A 16,529-nucleotide genomic window follows, 5' to 3' on the forward strand; every position below is an offset into this window, starting at 1 on the left:
CTCATCTGTCGGGCTGACAGGATTTGAACCTGCGACCTCGTCGTCCCGAACGACGCGCGCTACCAAGCTGCGCCACAGCCCGAAGTCGGCGTTAGCTTACATGCGCCTAGCCCTGGGACGAAATCGGGTTAATCCGTGGCACCAGGGTGAGCAGTGTGGCCTCCGGACGGCAGGCGAATCGCACCGGCGCGTACGGCGAAGTGCCGAGTCCGGCGGACACGTGCAGCGCCGCCTGGCGGCCGTTGTGGCCCCAGCTGGTCAGGCCCTTGACCCGGGAGGTGTCCAGGTCGCAGTTCGTCACCAGAGCGCCGTAGAGCGGCACTGCGAGCTGCCCGCCATGGGTGTGACCGGCGAGGACGAGCGGATACCCGTCGCCGACGAAACCGTTCAGGACCCGCTGGTACGGCGCGTGGGTGACCCCGATGGAAAGGTCCGCGGCGGCGTCGATCTCGCCCGCGACCTCGGCGTACCGGTCCCGCTTGATGTGCGGGTCGTCGGTGCCGGCGAAGTCCAGCCGCAGGCCGTTCACCTTGAGGGAGGTCTTCGCGTTGTTCAGGTCGGCCCAGCCGGCGTCGGTGAAGGCCCTGCGCATCTCCTCGAACGGGAGGTCCGGGCCGTGCGGCTTGTGCCGGCGTTTCTGGGCCGGGAGCAAGTAGTTGACCGGGTTCTTGAAATGCGGCTTCCAGTAGTCGTTGGAGCCGAAGACGAAGACGCCGGGCAGGTCGAGCAGGGCACCGTGCGCGCGGAGCAGCGGGAGCACCGAGTCGGGGCTGGAGAGGTTGTCACCGGTATTGACGACCAGGTCCGGCTCCAGCTTGGCGAGCTCGTTGACCCAGCGGATCTTGCGCTCCTGGCTGGGCATCAGGTGCAGATCGGACAGGTGCAGCACCTTCACCGGATCCGCCCCAGGCGGCAGCACCGGCACCGTGAACCGGCGCAGGGTGTACCAGCGCACCTCGATCCCCGCCGCGTACGCGACGCAGGCCGCGCCTACGCCTGCGACGACGGCCGTGGTCTTCAAGGTCGTGGCGGCAAGCCCGGTGAAACTCATTTCACCAGCCTGCCACAATCGTGGGCATGTCCAACTCCGAGATGAAGCAGCGCCTGCACGACGACATGACCGCCGCCCTGAAGGCGCGCGACGAGATCCGCAAGTCGACCCTGCGGATGGCGCTCACGGCCGTGACCATGGCGGAGGTGGCCGGAAAGGCCACTCGTGAACTGTCCGACGCCGAGGTCGTCGACGTACTGGGCGCCGAAGCGAAGAAGCGCCGCGAGTCCGTCACCGCGTACCGCGAGGCGGGCCGCGCCGAACTGGCGGACAAGGAGCAGGCCGAGGCGGACATCCTGGCCGAGTACCTCCCCGAGCAGTTGACGGCCGGCGAGATCGCCGCCCTGGTCACCGAGACCATCGCCGAGACCGGCGCCGCCGAGCTCGGCCCTCGCGGCATCGGCAAGGTGATGGGCGCCCTCCAGCCCAAGGTCAAGGGCAAGGCCGACGGCGGCGCCGTCTCCGCCGAGGTAAAGCGCCAACTCGCGGGCTGATCCAACGCTGAGTAACGCCAGAAGGGCCTCGTCCAGTGCTGGACGAGGCCCTTCTGAGGTCTAGTGCTGGCCGCAGTTGGGGTATTTGGGGTTCCACGGCGGGCAGTTGGGGATTTTCGGGGGTTTGCCCGGGCCGCCGGGTGTGGTCGGCGTGCCCGGCGGCTGCTGGCCATTGGTGCCGTCAGAGATGTAGAGGGTGATCTTCGAGCCCTCGGGGGCTCCCTCGCTCTGGCGGGGGCTGGTGTAGGCCACCGTGCCGGCCTGCTCGCCGGACTGCACCGTGCCGGGCGCCACCTCGACCTGGAAGCCGGCCTGCTGCAGCTTGTTGGTCGCGTCCTGGGGGGACAACCCGGTGACGGAGGGAAGGTCCTTCACATCGCCGCGGATGGTCTTGTCGTCAGGCTGGGTGAAGTGGGTGGTGGGGAGGCCCTTGAGTGCGGCCTTCAGGGCGGTTTCCCAGACCGGTCCGGCCGTGCCCGAACCGGAGACGTCATGTCCGAGTTCGTGGCCGTCGTGGGTCTGACCGATCAGGTTCCGCGCCGATGGGTGCACGTCCGCCACGACGGACGCGGCGGCGAGCCTGCTGGAGTAGCCGGAGAACCAGACGGCCTTGTTGTCGTTGATCGTTCCGGTCTTACCGGCCAGATCGCTGGGGCCGAAGTTCAGCCTGCCGCCGGTGCCGCCCGGCTGCATCACCTTGTTCAGCACGTAGGTCGTGGCGTCGGCCACCTTCTCTTCAATCACCTGCTTGCAGTTCGGACCGAAGTTGCCCACCGGCTTGCCGGCGGCGTTCGCCACGCCCGTGACGATGACCGGGGTGCAGTACTTACCGTGCGCGGCGAAGGTCGCGTAGGCGTTGGACAGCATCAACGGGGTGACCAGGCCGACGCCCAGTGTCATGGAGACCACCTGCTCCAGCGGCTCACCCGTCTGGCCGTTCCTCATGCCCAGTGCGGTGGCCACCTTGCTCACCTGGCAGAGCCCGACCTGCTGCGACAGTTGCAGGAAGTAGGTGTTGGTCGAGGCACGGGCGGCCTCGATCATGGTCATGTCGCCGCCGGCCTTGGTCGAGTTCTTCGGCGTGTAGTCGTCGCCTGCCTGGGTGAAACCGTCGCAGGTACTGAACCTCGCGCTCCGCAGGTCGAGCGTCGGCGGCGAGTTGATGTGGAAGTTGAGCGGGAAGCCCTTCTGGATCGCGGCGGCGATGGTGAACGCCTTCATCGTCGACCCGTTCTGGAATCCGCCGTACCCACCGGCGTACGACTTCTCGGTGTTGTAGTTGTAGGCCGTCTGGTTCTTGCCGCCGCCGTACGGGCGGTTCTGTGCCATCGCCTTGACCACACCGGTGCCCGGCTCGACGATCGTGACCGCTGAGACGGCCTGGTCGGTCGGCTTGCTGTGCTCGTCGATGGACTTCTGGGCGGCGGCCTGGATCCTCGGGTCGAGCCCGGTCTTGATGGTCAGGCCCGCGGTCTTGATGTTGTGCTCGGAGTCCTTTTTGGTCTTGCCGAACAGTTTGCTGTCGACCAGCTTGGCCATCACGTACTCGCAGTAGAACGGGTAGTTGCCGGTGGCGCAGCCGTTCGGGTCCTTGCGGACCTTCTTCGGGTCGATCACCGGGGTGCGGATCGCGTCGGCCGCCTGCTTGGCGGTGACCACGTTGAGCTCCTTCATCCGGTTGATCACGACGTCGCGACGGTCCTTGGAGCGCTTGACGTAGTTCGTCGGGTCGTAGCCGGACGGGTTCTTCACCAGGCCGGCCAGCATCGCGGCCTGGCCCAGGGTGAGCTGGGCGGCGTGCACGGAGAAGTAGTGCAGTGATGCTGCCTCGATGCCGTACGCGCCGTCGCCGAAGTTGGCCAGGTTCAGGTACTTCTCCAGGATCTCGTCCTTGGAGTACTGCTTCTCGACCGCCACCGCGTAACGCAGCTCGGCGATCTTGCGCTGGTAGGTCTCGGCCGTGGCCGCCTTCACCTCTTCGGGCGTCCGCGCCTTCTCGATCAGGCTGAGCTTCACGAACTGCTGGGTGATGCTCGAACCACCCTGGGAGACGCCGCCGTCGCTCTGGTTGCGGACCAGCGCGCGCAAGGTCCCCTTCGCGTCCAGAGCCCCGTGCTGGTAGAACCGGTCGTCCTCGATCGAGACGATCGCCTTGCGCATGATCGGGGCGACCTGGGCCAGCTTCACCGGCACCCGGTTCTGCTCGAACAGCGTCGCGATCAGGGAGCCGTCGGCGGCGACCATCTTGCTCTTCACCGCGAGCGGGTCGGTCTTCAGCTCGATCGGCAGGTCCTGCAGGGTCTCCGCGGTCTTCTCGGTACCGAAGCCGGCCAGTCCCGCGAACGGGATCGCCAGACCGGCGGCGAGTGCGCCGGAGAGCACACTCACTCCGAGGAACAGGACCACTGATTGGACGACGCCACGGTCGCTCTTCTCCCTTGCGCGCATGCGCAAAAGACTACGTGATGGGAGAGCCACGCCGAATTCGGCAACGTGATCTACCTCACGTCAACCGGAGTACGGTTTCAGGCGTCAGGAGCACTCAAATCCATCCGTACGACGGCCTGCCGGCGCCCGCAGTCGGCCGAATTTCATCCGAAAGAACGACGGCCGGCCGGGCCCCCGATCAAGGGAGACCCGGCCGGCCGCAGTACGGGAGGAGAATCAGGCGGCGAACTGTCGCGCGTCGACCTGAGCCGGTTCCAGCGCCAGCTCCAGCACCTCGCGAACGTCGCTCACGGGGTGCACCGTCAGCTCCGCCAGCACCGACTCCGGCACGTCCTCGAGATCAGGCTCGTTCCGCTTCGGGATCAGGATCGTGGTGAGCCCGGCCCGGTGTGCCGCGAGCAGCTTCTGCTTCACGCCACCGATCGGCAGCACCCGCCCGGTCAGCGACACCTCGCCGGTCATCGCGACCTCGGAGCGGACCGGCCGTCCCGACAGCAGCGACGCGAGCGCCGTCGTCATCGTGACACCTGCCGACGGACCGTCCTTCGGGACAGCACCGGCCGGAACGTGGATGTGGGTGTTCCGTTCGGCCAGATCGCCGACCGGCAACTCGAGTTCCGCACCGTGCGACCGCAGGTAGGACAGCGCGATCTGTGCCGACTCCTTCATCACGTCGCCGAGCTGACCCGTCAACGTGACTCCGGTCGGACCGGTCTCCTTGTCCGCCAGTGATGCCTCGATGAAGAGCACGTCACCACCGGCACCCGTCACCGCCAGTCCGGTCGCCACACCCGGCAGCGCAGTGCGCTCCGCCGAATCCGGCGTGAACTTCGGCGATCCCAGGTAGCCCTTCAGCTCCGTGGCACTGATGGCCAGCGACCCCAGGTCTTCGCCCAGAGCGAGCTTGGCGGTCACCTTCCGCAGTACGCGGGCGATGGACCGCTCAAGCTGCCGTACGCCGGCCTCCCGGGTGTACTCACCCGCGAGCAACCGCAGTGCGGAGTCGTCGATGCTCACCTCTTCGGTCGACAGCCCGGCCCGGTCCAGCTGACGCGGGAGCAGGTGGTCGCGAGCGATAGTGACCTTCTCGTCCTCGGTGTACCCGTCGAGCTGCACCAGTTCCATCCGGTCCAGCAGCGGCGCGGGGATCGAGTCGAGCACATTCGCCGTAGCCAGGAAGACCACGTCGGACAGGTCCAGCTCGACCTCCAGGTAGTGGTCCCGGAAGGTGTGGTTCTGCGCCGGGTCGAGCACCTCCAGCAGGGCGGCCGTCGGGTCACCCCGGTAGTCCGCGCCCACCTTGTCAATCTCGTCCAGCAACACGACCGGGTTCATCGAACCGGCTTCTGTGATCGCCCTGACGATCCGCCCGGGCAGCGCCCCGACGTACGTCCGGCGGTGACCACGGATCTCGGCCTCGTCCCGGACGCCACCAAGGGCGACCCGGACGAACTTCCGGCCCATCGCACGCGCGACGGACTCGCCCAGCGAGGTCTTACCCACACCAGGAGGACCGACCAGCGCCAGTACTGCGCCGCTGCGGCGTCCACCAACTACCCCGAGCCCGCGGTCCGCCCTGCGGCGCCGTACGGCCAGGTACTCGGTGATGCGCTCCTTCACGTCGTCCAGACCGGCGTGGTCGGCGTCCAGGATGGCTCGTGCCTCACGGAGGTCGTAGCCGTCCTCGGTCCGCTCGTTCCACGGCAGCTCCAGGACGGTGTCCAGCCACGTCCGGATCCAGCCGACCTCGGGGGACTGCTCCGCCGTACGCTCCAGCTTGTCGACCTCGGTGAGCGCGGCCTTGCGGACGTGCTCGGGCAGGTCGGCAGCCTCGACGCGGGCGCGGTAGTCCTCCTCCTCGGAGGCGGTGGTCCCGTCCAGCTCGGCCAGTTCCTTGCGGACGGCCGCGAGCTGCTGGCGAAGCAGGAACTCGCGCTGCTGCTTCTCCATCCCCTCCTGGACGTCCTTGTTGATCGCGTCGGAGACCTCGAGCTCGGCGAGGTGGTCCTTCACCCAGCCGATCAGCTTGGCGAGGCGCTCGGACACGTCCGGCGTCTCCAGCAGCCAGCTCTTCTGCTCGTTCGTCAGGTACGACGCGTAGCCGGCCAGGTCGGACAGCTCCGCCGGGTCGTTCACGCCCTTGACGGAGTCGATCACCTGCCACGCGCCGCGGCGCTGGAGGACGGTGGTCACCAAGGTCTTGTAGTCGCGGGCGAGCTCGCCCGACTTGTCGTCTGTCGTCTCGTCCAGAACGGTCGCGCCGACCCACAGCGCGGCCCCGGGACCGGTGGTCCCCGCGCCGATCAGGACCCGGCTGACACCCCTGATGACGGCTGCCTGGGCACCGCCCGGCAACCGGCCGATCTGCTCGATCTCGCCGAGCGTTCCGGCCTTGGCATATTTCCCGTCCAGCCGCGGGACCAGCAGGATCTGGTCCTGACCGGAGGCCTGCGCGGCATCGATCGCGGCGCGTGCCTCGGTGTCGGCGAGCCGCACGGGCACGACCATTCCAGGCAGGACCACGACGTCGTCGAGCGGCAGAACAGGAAGATTCAACGTCTCAGTCACGCTGTCACACCCTCTATCGGAAGATTGAGTCTGACAGGCTCAACCAGCGTCCCCACCTGGTCATTCCCGGGCGACCATGGCGTTCGCTGAGGGTGAACTCCCACCCCCACCGGGGTTGGCCCACTCCCGCCGGGGTTGGCCCACTCCCACGGGGGTTGGCCCACTCCCACGGGGGTTGGCCCAGTCTCACTGGGGTTGGCCAGTCTCACTGGGGTTGGCCCAGTCTCACTGGGGTTGGCCCAGTCTCACTGGGGTTGGCCCAGTCTCACTGGGGTTGGCCCAGTCTCACTGGGGTTGACCCCCTCCCACCGGGGTTGCCCCCCTCCCACCGGGGTTGGCCCAGTCTCACTGGGGTTGGCCCACTGGTGTGGGGGTTGGCCCCTTGGCAGAACAGTGGGCTAACCCCCAGAACAGTGGGCTAACCCCCAGAACAGTGGGCTAACCCCCAGAACAGTGGGCTAACCCCCAGAACAGTGGGCTAACCCCAGAACAGTGGGCCAACCCCCAGTTCAGTGGCTGAGCACCTTCTTTGCGGAACTGGACCGAGCGAAAGCTTCCCGGATTCGCCGGATGAGCAACTCAGGATGCTGGAGGTCGTCCCAGGTCACGCGGATGACCAGCACACCGAGTGCGCGTAACCGATCTTCCCGCGCCTTCTCCCGGACAACGCTCGCGAGAGTGTCACCCCGGTACTTGATCAGCCCGTCGAACTCGACAACGACGTCGTATTCCCTGAAGAAGAAGTCGACCCGAGCCGCGACATCGGGACCCGTGCCGAACCTCGTTTGCAACTCGGGGGTCGGTAGACCGTGGTTGTCCATCAGAACCCTGAGGCGGGATTCGCCGACTGACTCGGACAGCCCGTCCGCAAATTCGACGACGGCCGATGCTCTACCCGTCCCCGGCCAGCCCAGCACTCGATCCAGCGTCGTGTGCAGGTCAGCCTTGGTGACCAGGGAGCGGTGCAGCGCGTCATCACAAAGAGCCACCGCCGCCTCGTACGGGGCGAAGCAAGCTGTTTCGACGATTGCCCGGGCGATCGCGGTGACAGCGACACCTCCGACTTCTGTTACATCACCACGGAAGAGTTCGCCGACGTGATGCCTGGTTCCTCCCAGCAGCCGGCCGCGGCTCTTGTCCCGCCGCGTGACGTGGACATGGCCCAGGTCGAGTCCCCAGCCGGTCAGTCCGTGCAGAATCGCCGCCGACTGGTGGCTGATCACTACACCGCTTCCTGCGAGGGCCCGCGAGGTGGCGTGTACGGCCAACTTGTGCGCGATCACGGACCGTTCCCACGGCGGTTTGTCGGCCCATTCCGGCTTCGCGGCGTAGAAGCCGCGACGTACGGCCGTCCAGCGCCCGGCGCGCAGCCGCTCACGGATCTGGCTTGGTGTGTATCCGGATTGCAGGGCGTCCTCGCGGGAGAACGTGCCCCCGCACCGGCTGGCAAGTTGGCGAAGTTTTGGGTTCACAGTCATCAACATGCAGCTCAACCCCGCCCCCGCCGCGCCCGATTCCGCGCCCTGTGGACAACTCTCGCTGTGCTTCCCCACTCCTGTGGGGGTTAGCCCACCGTTAGACCAGTGGGCTAACCCCCACAGGACGAGCGGACCCCCATACAGATGGGTTATGCACACCGCAGGGCAGGGCAGGGCAGGGCAGGGCAGGGCAGGCGAGGCGGGGCGAGGCGAGGCGGGCGGGGTGGGGCAGGGCGAGGCGAGGCGGGCGGGATGGGGCAGGGCAGGCGAGGCGGACGGGATGGGGCAGGGCAGGCGAGGCGAGGCGGGCGGGGCGGGGCAGGGCAGGGCAGGGCAGGCAGGGCAGGCGGGGCAGGCGAGGCGGGCGGGGCGGGGCAGGGCAGGAAAGGCGGGGCAGGCGGGGCAGGCGAGGCGGGCGGGGGCGGGGCAGGGCAGGGCAGGCGGGGCAGGCAGGGAAGGTGGGGCGGGCGGGGCGGGTGGGGCGCAGTCGGGAGTGGGGGCGCGCCTGACCATGGCGTCCGGCGGACGATGGAGCGCGCAGGTGGTCGTGGTCCGGGTTTGGGGTGGGCTGCCGGTGGTTCCGGGCCGGAGCTCAGCTTCGACGTCGTTTCGTGCACCGCGTAGGTGGGATGAGCGGAGACAGCTACCTGGTCAGGTAGGCGAGCTGGGCCCGGACCGAGCGTTCGGCGGCGGGCCAGAGGATCGGGTCCACCTCGGCGTAGACGTGGGCGACGATCGCTTCCGGGGTGGTGTGGCCGGCGGCGACCGCGGCGCGGACCTGGTCGAGGCGTTCGCGGCGGTGTTCGAGGTAGAAGGTCAGGACGGCGCCCGGGTCGTCGATCACCGGACCGTGGCCGGGGAGCAGACGTTCGACGCCGGCCGGTGAGTTCGCGAACGCACGAAGGCTTTCCAGCGACTCCAGATAGGGGCCTAAGGCACCATCCGGATGGGCGACCACCGAAGTACCGCGGCCGAGCACGGTGTCGCCGGTCAGCAGGGAGCCGTCGTCCGGCAGCCAGAAGCAGACCGAGTCCAGCGTGTGGCCCGGCGTCGGCAGTACCTCGATGCGCAGCCCGTCGGCCGCGATCACATCCCCTTCGGCCAGGCCGTGGGCGTGGTCGGTCGGGATCCGGAAGGTCGGATCGACCGAGCGAACCGGGCAGTTCGCCTGCGAAGCGAACCAGGCCGCGCCTTCGGCATGATCGAAATGCCCATGCGTCAGCAGCACAGTCTCGACAGTGCACGGCGCAACAGCATCCAGTACTGCCCGCAGGTGGTCCTCAAGCATCGGTCCGGGATCGACCACCACGACCCGCGAAGCGTCAGGCGCCCGGAGGATCCAGGTGTTCGTACCCTCCAGCGTCATCGGCCCCGGGTTGGCGGCGAGTACGCGGGTCGCGTACGGCGTGACTACCTCGGCTGTCATGTCGTCTCCAGGTACACCAGGTCGCCCTCGACCCGGATCGTCGGCTCGATCGTCGGGATCTCGCGATGAGCCGAAGCCGCCAGGGCGTCCGCGACCGTGTCGTACGAGCTGAGGTCGCTGCAACACAAATACGTCGGCGGCAGCATCAGCATCTCGCCCGCTTCGACAGCCCGTACTGCGTCGGCCGGCCGCAGCCAGGCGACCTGGTCCGACTCGCTCGTCACGTCGCGAGTGACCTGGCCGGCCGGGAGCGCGGCGACGAAGAAGGCGGTGTCGTAGCGCCTCGGCTCGAATTCAGGGGTGATCCAGTGCGTCCAAGCGCCGAGGAGATCGGCCCGCAGTACGAGCCCTCGTCTGTGCAGGAAGTCGGCGAATCCGAGTTCGCGCGACTCCAGCGCGACCCGGTCGGCCTCCCAGTCGTCGCCGGTGGTGTCCTCGACGACGGATTCGGTGGACGTGCCGGCGAGCAGGACGCCGGATTCCTCGAAGGTCTCCCGTACTGCGGCAGCCACGTACGCCGCAGCCGTATCGGCCGAGCAACCGAGCCGCTCGCCGAACGACGCCGGGGAAGGTCCGGACCAGGAATCGGCGATGCTCGAGTCGGTCGGATCGACGCGACCGCCCGGGAACACGGTCATCCCGGCGGCGAAGGCCATCGACTGCTGCCGCCGGAGCAGGTACACCTCGGGTCCGGTCGCGGTGTCACGGAGCAGAATCACCGTGGACGCCGGCCGCGGCTCGACCGGCGTACGGCCCTCGCGGGTATAACCGAGCGCCTCGGCCGCCATCCGGCCGGAGAGCAGTTGCGATTTCAGGTCCCGGACCATTGCGCCTCCAGCTTGCGGGTCGCCAGCACCCTGCCTGGTCCACGCGGTCCAGGCAGGGGTGGCATCGGTCCGTCGGTCAGCTGACCTCGACGATCAGTTCGACCTCGACCGGGGCGTCCAGCGGCAGGACCGGTACGCCGACGGCGCTGCGGGCGTGCTGGCCGGCTTCGCCGAAGACCTGGCCGAGCAGCTCGGAGGCGCCGTTGGCGACCTGCGGCTGGCCGGTGAAGTCCGGGGTGGAGGCGACGAAGGCGACGACCTTGACGATCCGGGTGATGTTGGCCAGGTCGCCGATCTCCGACTTGATCGCGGCCAGGGCGTTCAGCGCGCACTGCTGGGCGCACTCGACCGCCACGGCGGCATCGACGGAATCGCCGTTCTTGCCCGTGGCGATCAGGGCGCCCTCGCGCAGCGGCAGCTGGCCGGAGGTGTAGACCAGGTTTCCGGTGCGCACCACAGGCACGTACGCGGCGACCGGCTTGGCCACCTCGGGCAGCTTCAGGCCGAGCTCGGCCAGCTTCTCTTCGGGGTGACTCATGACTCGGTGATCTCCCGCTTGAAGTAGGCGACCAGGTTCTCCGGGTTCATGCCCGGAACGACCTGGACCAGCTCCCAGCCGTCCTGGCCGAAGTTGTCCAGGATCTCCTTGGTCGAGTGGACCAGCAGCGGCGCGGTGAAGTACTCGAACTTCTTCATAGGACGGACTCTAACGGGCACTGTGCTGATACCTTCCCCGCCCCACCACCCCGGTCTGGGGCCCAGGTCCTACGCTGGGCTCATGGCGAGGCTGCATGTGGTGACCGGCAAGGGCGGCACCGGTAAGACGACTGTGGCCGCCGCCATGGCGCTCGCGCTGGCCGACCAGGGCAAGCGGGTCCTGCTGGTCGAGGTCGAGGGCAGGCAGGGGCTCGCGCAGCTCTTCGACGTACCGCCACTCCCGTACGTCGAACGCCGGATCGCGGTCGGACCGGCCGGCGGCGAGGTGTTCGCGCTCGCGGTCGACGCCGAGGCGGCGCTGCTGGAGTACCTCGACATGTACTACCACCTGGGTCGCGCCGGGAAGGCACTCGACAAGATCGGCGCCGTCGACTTCGTCACCACGATCGCCCCCGGCCTCCGGGACGTACTGCTGACCGGGAAGGTCTACGAGGCCACCCGGCGGAAGGCGCACGGCCGGCTCGCGTACGACGCGGTGGTGCTGGACGCCCCGCCGACCGGCCGGATCGGGCGGTTCCTGAACGTGAACCACGAGGTCGCCGGGCTGGCGAAGGTCGGCCCGATCCGTAACCAGGCGGACGCGATCATGGGCATGCTCCGCTCCGACGTCACGCAGGTGCACCTGGTCACCCTGCTCGAAGAGATGCCGGTCCAGGAGACGCTCGATGCGGTGGAGCAGCTGGAGGCGCTCGATCTGCGGATCGGCTCGATCGTGGTGAACATGGTCCGGCGCAGCCCGCTCGACGACGAGACGCTTGCCCTTGCGGTGAAGGAGAAACTCCCCGTCGCCGAGCTGACGAAGGGCTTGCGGGCGGCGGGAATCACCGCCGCCAAGGGGATGCTGACGACGCTCGCCGCGGAAGCACACGACCACGCCGTACGGGTCGGGCTGGAGCGCGAGAACCGTGACCGGATCGATGCCCTGGGCAAGAAAGTGACCGAGCTGGCGTTGCTCCCGGACGGAATCGACCACGGTGCCCTGTTCGACCTCGCCGAGGAGCTGCGGTCATGAGTACGCCGTACGAGGTTCGCCCGTGAGCACGCTGGATCTTGACGCGTTGATCGATGATCCGGAGACGCGGATCATCGTGACGTGTGGTTCGGGTGGGGTCGGCAAGACCACCACCGCTGCCGCGTTGGGATTGCGGGCCGCCGAGCGTGGCCGGAAGGTTGTCGTACTCACCATCGACCCGGCCCGGCGGCTGGCGCAGTCGCTGGGGCTGACCGAACTCGACAACACGCCGCGAGCCGTCGCCGAGGTGGACCCGGCCAACGGCGGTCGGCTGGACGCGATGATGCTGGACATGAAGCGCACCTTCGACGAGGTCGTGCTCGCCCACGCCACTCCCGAGAAGGCCGAGCAGATCCTCGCGAATCCCTTCTATGTGGCGCTTTCCTCGTCCTTCGCCGGGACCCAGGAGTACATGGCGATGGAGAAGCTCGGCCAGTTGCACAAGCAGGCCGAGCGGACCGGCGAGTGGGATCTGATCGTCGTGGACACCCCACCATCACGGTCCGCGCTGGACTTCCTCGATGCACCCGAACGCCTCGCGGCGCTGCTGGAGGGGCGCTTTCTCCGGCTGCTGCTGGCGCCTGCTCGCGGGCCGCTCAGGCTGATGTCTGCCGGTGTGAACCTGGCGATGTCGGTGATGAACAAGGTGCTCGGCGCGCAGGTGCTGACCGACGTACAGACGTTCGCGGCGGCCTTCGACACACTGTTCGGCGGGTTCCGGGAGCGGGCCGAGAAGACGGTGGCACTGCTGCGGCAGCCGCACACCGCGTTCCTGGTGGTGGCGGCGCCGCAGAACGATGCGCTGCGGGAGGCGTCGTACTTCACCGAGCGACTGCGCGCCGAGAAGATGCCGCTGGCCGGCGTAGTACTGAACCGGGTAACCACAACGCACGTGCCGGACCTGTCGGCCGAGCGGTCCTTGGCGGCGGCCGAGAAGCTCGAAGAGTCCGGCAAGTCGGAGTTGACCGCCGCCGTACTGCGGTTGCACGCTGACAGGATGCAGCAGGTCGTCAGCGACCGGAAGCGGGCCGACCGGTTCCATCGCGGCCACCGGTCGATCCCGACCATCGACGTACCGGCGCTGCCCGACGATGTCCACGACCTCGCCGGACTCCGCACCATCGGCGACCTGCTGACCGCCTAGCTGCTCAGTTCCTAGCCGTTCGGACCTAGCGGGCTCGGCGTTGGAGGCGGTCCACGTCCAGGAGGACCACCGAGCGCGGTTCGAGGCGGACCCAGCCTCGGGAGGCGAAGTCGGCGAGGGCCTTGTTGACGGTCTCGCGGGAGGCGCCTACCAGTTGGGCGAGCTCCTCCTGGGTGAGGTCGTGGTGGACGTGGACGCCGTCGTCGGCGGTCCGGCCGAAGCGGCTGGCCAGATCCAGGAGTGCCTTGGCGACGCGGCCCGGCACGTCGGAGAAGACCAGGTCGGCGACCACGTCGGAGACCTTGCGGAGCCGGGACGCGAGCTGGAGCAGCAGGCCGCGGGCTACTGCGGGGCGGCCGTCCAGCCAGCGGAGCAGCTCGTCGTGGGTCAGCGACATCATCGCGGCGTCGGTGACGGCCGTGACGGTCGCGGAGCGCGGGCCCGGGTCGAACAGGGACAGCTCGCCGAACATCTGGCCGGGGCCGAGGACGGCGATCAGGTTCTCCCGGCCGTCCGCGGAGGTCCGGCCGAGCTTGACCTTGCCTTCCGTCATGACGTACAGCCGGTCACCGGAGTCGCCTTCGTGGAACAGCACCTGGCCGCGGCGCAGCCGGCTCTCGGTCATCGACGAGGCCAGCGCTTCGGCTGCGTCGTCGTCGAGCTGACTGAACAGCGGTGCCTGTCGGAGCACTGCGGCGTCCACGAATGGGCCTCCTCGGACCTTTGATCACGTACGTTCGGACAAGCTGCGAGCCCGCCCGGCGCCGGGTCGTTTACACCCGGTCGCCCCAAAACCGTAGCCCCTCGGGTAGGAGAACCGCCACGTAGGCCTGTCGGGACGCGCCGAACGGCACCGCGGCGCCCGCTCCGGAGCGCCGCTGCTGTGCCGTTCCAGGGCCGTTACTGTGCCGTTGCCAAGGTCAACCGGTGACGTCCAGGGCGGTGCCGTAGAGGCGGCTCACCTTCAGTCTGATGACCAGTCTCCGCTCGGCGACCAGCTGCTTGAAGAGCGCTTCGTTGCCTTCGACCCCAGGCATCATGCTCAGCAACTCGACACCGGTGGCATCGCCAGGCGTCGTGGTCACCGCCGAGATCTCGGCCTCGCCCTCGGCCACCGCGAAGGACCAGTGGTCCGCCGCCGAAACGTGGAGCGCGGCCCGGGGGTCGTTGCGCAACTGCTTGACCTTGACCCGGTCGGCCGTGGTGGAGAACCGGACGATCCGGGCCTCGGGATCCCAGTTGTAGAGCATCGTGGTCAGGTGCGGGTGACCGCTGCGCTTGTTCGTGGCCAGTACGCCGAACTGTTGCTCGCCGAGCAGAGCGGAAAGGGCGTCGTCGGTCAGAACGCGCGGCGGCGGCCCGCCCTGGTTGTCAGTTGCATCGTCAGTCATGAGGGAACCTCCTGATCGGCAAGCCAGTTGCCGTGGAAGCCGAAGGGGACGCGGGTGGGTAGGTGAATGGTCGCCACCGGTGGGGCAGTCAGGTCGGCGGCATCGAGGATGACCAGGTCGCTGGTATCGGTGGCGGCGTCATAAACGTAGGTCATCAGCCAGCCGTCGCCGCCCGGGTGTCCGTCGGCAGCAGCGAAGGCCGCCTCGCCGGGAGTACGGCCGGGCCCGAACTCGTACGAGCTGACCGCCCCGTCGCGCAGGTCGTACCGGATCAGCGTGCCGCCGGCTGCCCCACCGGCAGGGGTCTTGGTGATGGTGGCGTGGCCGTACCGGGAGTCCAGGCCGGCGAGCCGATCGTCGATCCGGGGGAACTCGGCCGGCCGGTCGTGGAGTTGCTCTTCGCGGACGGTGCCGGCGGTCAGGTCGACGGTCCAGCGCCAAAGCGTCGCCTGGTTGACGTCCGTACTGTCCTTGCGCCAGAACTCCGGGTAGCGCATGACGTGCAGGACGAGCTGGTCGTGGCCGTCCGGGCCGGTCCGGTCGTGGGCGTTGAGGGTGTGGAAGACGTAGCAGGGGTCGATCCCGAACCAGCGGACCTCGCCGTACGGGTCGTCGCGGCGGAGTACGCCGAGCCGCGCGCCGTACGAATCGTCCCAGGCGAAGGGCATCCGGCCGGATCTGGCCGTGGGCAGGTCGAAGACGACGGGCAGGTCCATGAAGACGACGTGGCCGGCGGTCAGGTTGAAGTCGTGCTGCATCGTGGCGGCTGGGACATCGATCGGGCGGCTGAGGACCAGATCCCCGGCCGCGTCGGCGCGGTGATAGGTCAGGTACGGCGCTCCCATCACGCTGTAGCCGAAGAAGTGCAGCTCACCGCTGGTCGGGCAGGTCTTCGGGTGGGCGGTCATCGCGGTGCGGAGTCGGCCGTCGAAGTCGTAGGAGCCCACCGTGTCCAGCTCACGGGTGAGCTCGTACGGGTAGGACGACTCGACCAGGGCCAGCGTGCGGCCCGCGTGCCGGATGACGTGGGTATTGGCGGAGCCGGCCGTGAGGTCCAGGTTCCCGCCGGTGTCGTTGACCTTGGCGCCGTCGGTGAAGGTCGACGTACGGACCCAGCGGTTGCGGTAGGAGACCGCCCGGCCCGCTTCCAGCCGGACGCCGTGCACCATGCCGTCACCGAAGAACCAGTGGCCGCTGGCCGCGTCGTGCGGGTTGGGGCCGTTGCGCAGGTACCAGCCGGTCAGCTCGGGCGGGATCTGGCCGGTCACCGGCAGGTCGTAGGCGGTGAGTTCCTTGTCGACGGGAGCGTAGTTGCCGGCCAGGTGCGGAGCGGGTGCGGTCTGCATGAGATCTCCTCGGAAAGCTTCAGCGGCTCTGGAGCTCGGCGGCCTTGGCCTGGATATGGGCGACATAGCGGAGGGTGAAGACCATCGGTACGACGAAGCCGGCGATCTGAACGAGCGTCCGGGCGGTCGAGTCGCCATCGGCGAGGAGGGCGAGAACGGCCGCGGTCACGGCGAAGCAGGCGGTCCAGACGGCGGTGATGATCACGTTGGTCCGGACGAACAGGGGCTGGTTCCAGATCTCGCGAGGCGTTGTCTGCTTGGCGATGCCGAGGGTGAACGGCTTGCGCAGCGCCAGCGACACCCCGGCGATGACGGCGAGGGTGGCCGACGACAGTGCCGGCGTGTAGGGATGTAGCGCGCTGTGCGGGCTGGTGAAGGCCACGACGGTGATGACGGCGAAGAAGACGGCCGAGCCGAGCTCGATGATCTGTGCGTCGAGTGTGCGGCCGGCACGAGTCTGCTGGGCGATCAACCCGAGGGAGAGGACCAGGGCGATCAACGCAGCCCAGTTCCAGTGCGCCGAGGGGATGACCGCGTAGACGATCCAGGGGGCGAAGGTCCGCAGGTACGACATGGAGGGCTCCTAGGTGACGGTCGATCGGAGATTCCGGTTCTGACATGTCAAAA

15 protein-coding genes and 1 tRNA gene are annotated in these 16,529 nt (G+C 68.4%); 3 read left to right on the plus strand and 13 right to left on the minus strand.

Going from position 1 to position 16,529, the window contains the following annotated elements; all coding sequences use genetic code 11:
- Positions 1–8: 8 nt before the first annotated feature.
- Together F1D05_RS22970 and F1D05_RS22975 are read right to left on the minus strand one after the other, a co-directional pair.
- A tRNA-Pro gene (locus F1D05_RS22970) sits at positions 9–82 on the minus strand.
- A gap of 24 nt (positions 83–106) precedes the next feature.
- On the minus strand, positions 107–1,051 hold the full coding sequence (locus F1D05_RS22975; RefSeq protein WP_185442313.1) for a metallophosphoesterase: 945 nt from the start codon (positions 1,049–1,051) through the stop codon (positions 107–109).
- 26 nt (positions 1,052–1,077) lie between these two features.
- Between F1D05_RS22975 and F1D05_RS22980 the strand changes: the two genes are divergently transcribed.
- Positions 1,078–1,545, plus strand: coding sequence for a GatB/YqeY domain-containing protein (locus tag F1D05_RS22980; RefSeq protein ID WP_185442315.1), 468 nt, complete (start codon positions 1,078–1,080; stop codon positions 1,543–1,545).
- Positions 1,546–1,605: 60 nt separating this feature from the next.
- On the opposite strand, the gene F1D05_RS22985 is transcribed toward F1D05_RS22980, so the two are convergent.
- From F1D05_RS22985 to F1D05_RS23015, 7 genes are all read right to left on the minus strand, one after another.
- Positions 1,606–3,993: a penicillin-binding protein gene (locus F1D05_RS22985; protein WP_185442317.1), complete on the minus strand. Its 2,388-nt coding sequence runs from the start codon at positions 3,991–3,993 to the stop codon at positions 1,606–1,608.
- 216 nt (positions 3,994–4,209) lie between these two features.
- A complete protein-coding gene (lon, locus tag F1D05_RS22990; RefSeq protein ID WP_185442318.1) occupies positions 4,210–6,561 on the minus strand; it encodes an endopeptidase La in 2,352 nt (783 codons plus the stop codon).
- 509 nt (positions 6,562–7,070) lie between these two features.
- Positions 7,071–8,039: a type IV toxin-antitoxin system AbiEi family antitoxin domain-containing protein gene (locus F1D05_RS22995; protein ID WP_185442320.1), complete on the minus strand. Its 969-nt coding sequence runs from the start codon at positions 8,037–8,039 to the stop codon at positions 7,071–7,073.
- A 643-nt stretch (positions 8,040–8,682) separates the two neighbouring features.
- Entirely contained in the window at positions 8,683–9,465 is a 783-nt protein-coding gene (locus tag F1D05_RS23000; protein ID WP_185442322.1) for an MBL fold metallo-hydrolase, read from the minus strand.
- Complete coding sequence (locus F1D05_RS23005; RefSeq protein ID WP_185442324.1) at positions 9,462–10,292, minus strand: NUDIX hydrolase; 831 nt, start codon at positions 10,290–10,292, stop codon at positions 9,462–9,464. The genes F1D05_RS23000 and F1D05_RS23005 overlap by 4 nt, the downstream gene beginning before the upstream one ends.
- A 76-nt stretch (positions 10,293–10,368) precedes the next feature.
- The gene (locus F1D05_RS23010) at positions 10,369–10,830 is read right to left on the minus strand and encodes a RidA family protein (protein WP_185442326.1); all 462 of its coding nucleotides are present in this window, start codon (positions 10,828–10,830) and stop codon (positions 10,369–10,371) included.
- On the minus strand, positions 10,827–10,988 hold the full coding sequence (locus F1D05_RS23015) for a DUF4177 domain-containing protein (protein WP_185442327.1): 162 nt from the start codon (positions 10,986–10,988) through the stop codon (positions 10,827–10,829). Before F1D05_RS23015 ends, F1D05_RS23010 begins: the two co-directional genes overlap by 4 nt.
- Positions 10,989–11,070: 82 nt before the next feature.
- Here F1D05_RS23015 and F1D05_RS23020 point away from each other — a divergent pair, with 82 nt between their 5' ends.
- Positions 11,071–12,021 carry an ArsA-related P-loop ATPase gene (locus F1D05_RS23020; RefSeq protein ID WP_185442329.1) on the plus strand — a complete coding sequence of 317 codons (951 nt, stop codon included), beginning with the start codon at positions 11,071–11,073 and terminating at the stop codon, positions 12,019–12,021.
- 22 nt (positions 12,022–12,043) lie between these two features.
- A complete protein-coding gene (locus F1D05_RS23025) occupies positions 12,044–13,165 on the plus strand; it encodes an ArsA family ATPase (RefSeq protein ID WP_185442331.1) in 1,122 nt (373 codons plus the stop codon).
- A gap of 25 nt (positions 13,166–13,190) precedes the next feature.
- Here F1D05_RS23025 and F1D05_RS23030 read toward each other — a convergent pair whose 3' ends face one another.
- The 4 genes from F1D05_RS23030 to F1D05_RS23045 form a co-directional block, all read right to left on the minus strand.
- Positions 13,191–13,868 carry a Crp/Fnr family transcriptional regulator gene (locus F1D05_RS23030; protein WP_185442333.1) on the minus strand — a complete coding sequence of 226 codons (678 nt, stop codon included), beginning with the start codon at positions 13,866–13,868 and terminating at the stop codon, positions 13,191–13,193.
- Between the two features lie 217 nt (positions 13,869–14,085).
- A complete protein-coding gene (locus F1D05_RS23035) occupies positions 14,086–14,556 on the minus strand; it encodes a pyridoxamine 5'-phosphate oxidase family protein (RefSeq protein WP_185442335.1) in 471 nt (156 codons plus the stop codon).
- Entirely contained in the window at positions 14,553–15,902 is a 1,350-nt protein-coding gene (locus tag F1D05_RS23040) for a carotenoid oxygenase family protein (protein ID WP_185442337.1), read from the minus strand. The genes F1D05_RS23035 and F1D05_RS23040 overlap by 4 nt, the downstream gene beginning before the upstream one ends.
- Positions 15,903–15,921: 19 nt before the next feature.
- On the minus strand, positions 15,922–16,476 hold the full coding sequence (locus tag F1D05_RS23045) for a hypothetical protein (RefSeq protein ID WP_185442338.1): 555 nt from the start codon (positions 16,474–16,476) through the stop codon (positions 15,922–15,924).
- Positions 16,477–16,529 lie beyond the last annotated feature (53 nt).

It is taken from the genome of Kribbella qitaiheensis, from assembly GCF_014217565.1.
Lineage (GTDB): Bacteria > Actinomycetota > Actinomycetes > Propionibacteriales > Kribbellaceae > Kribbella > Kribbella qitaiheensis_A.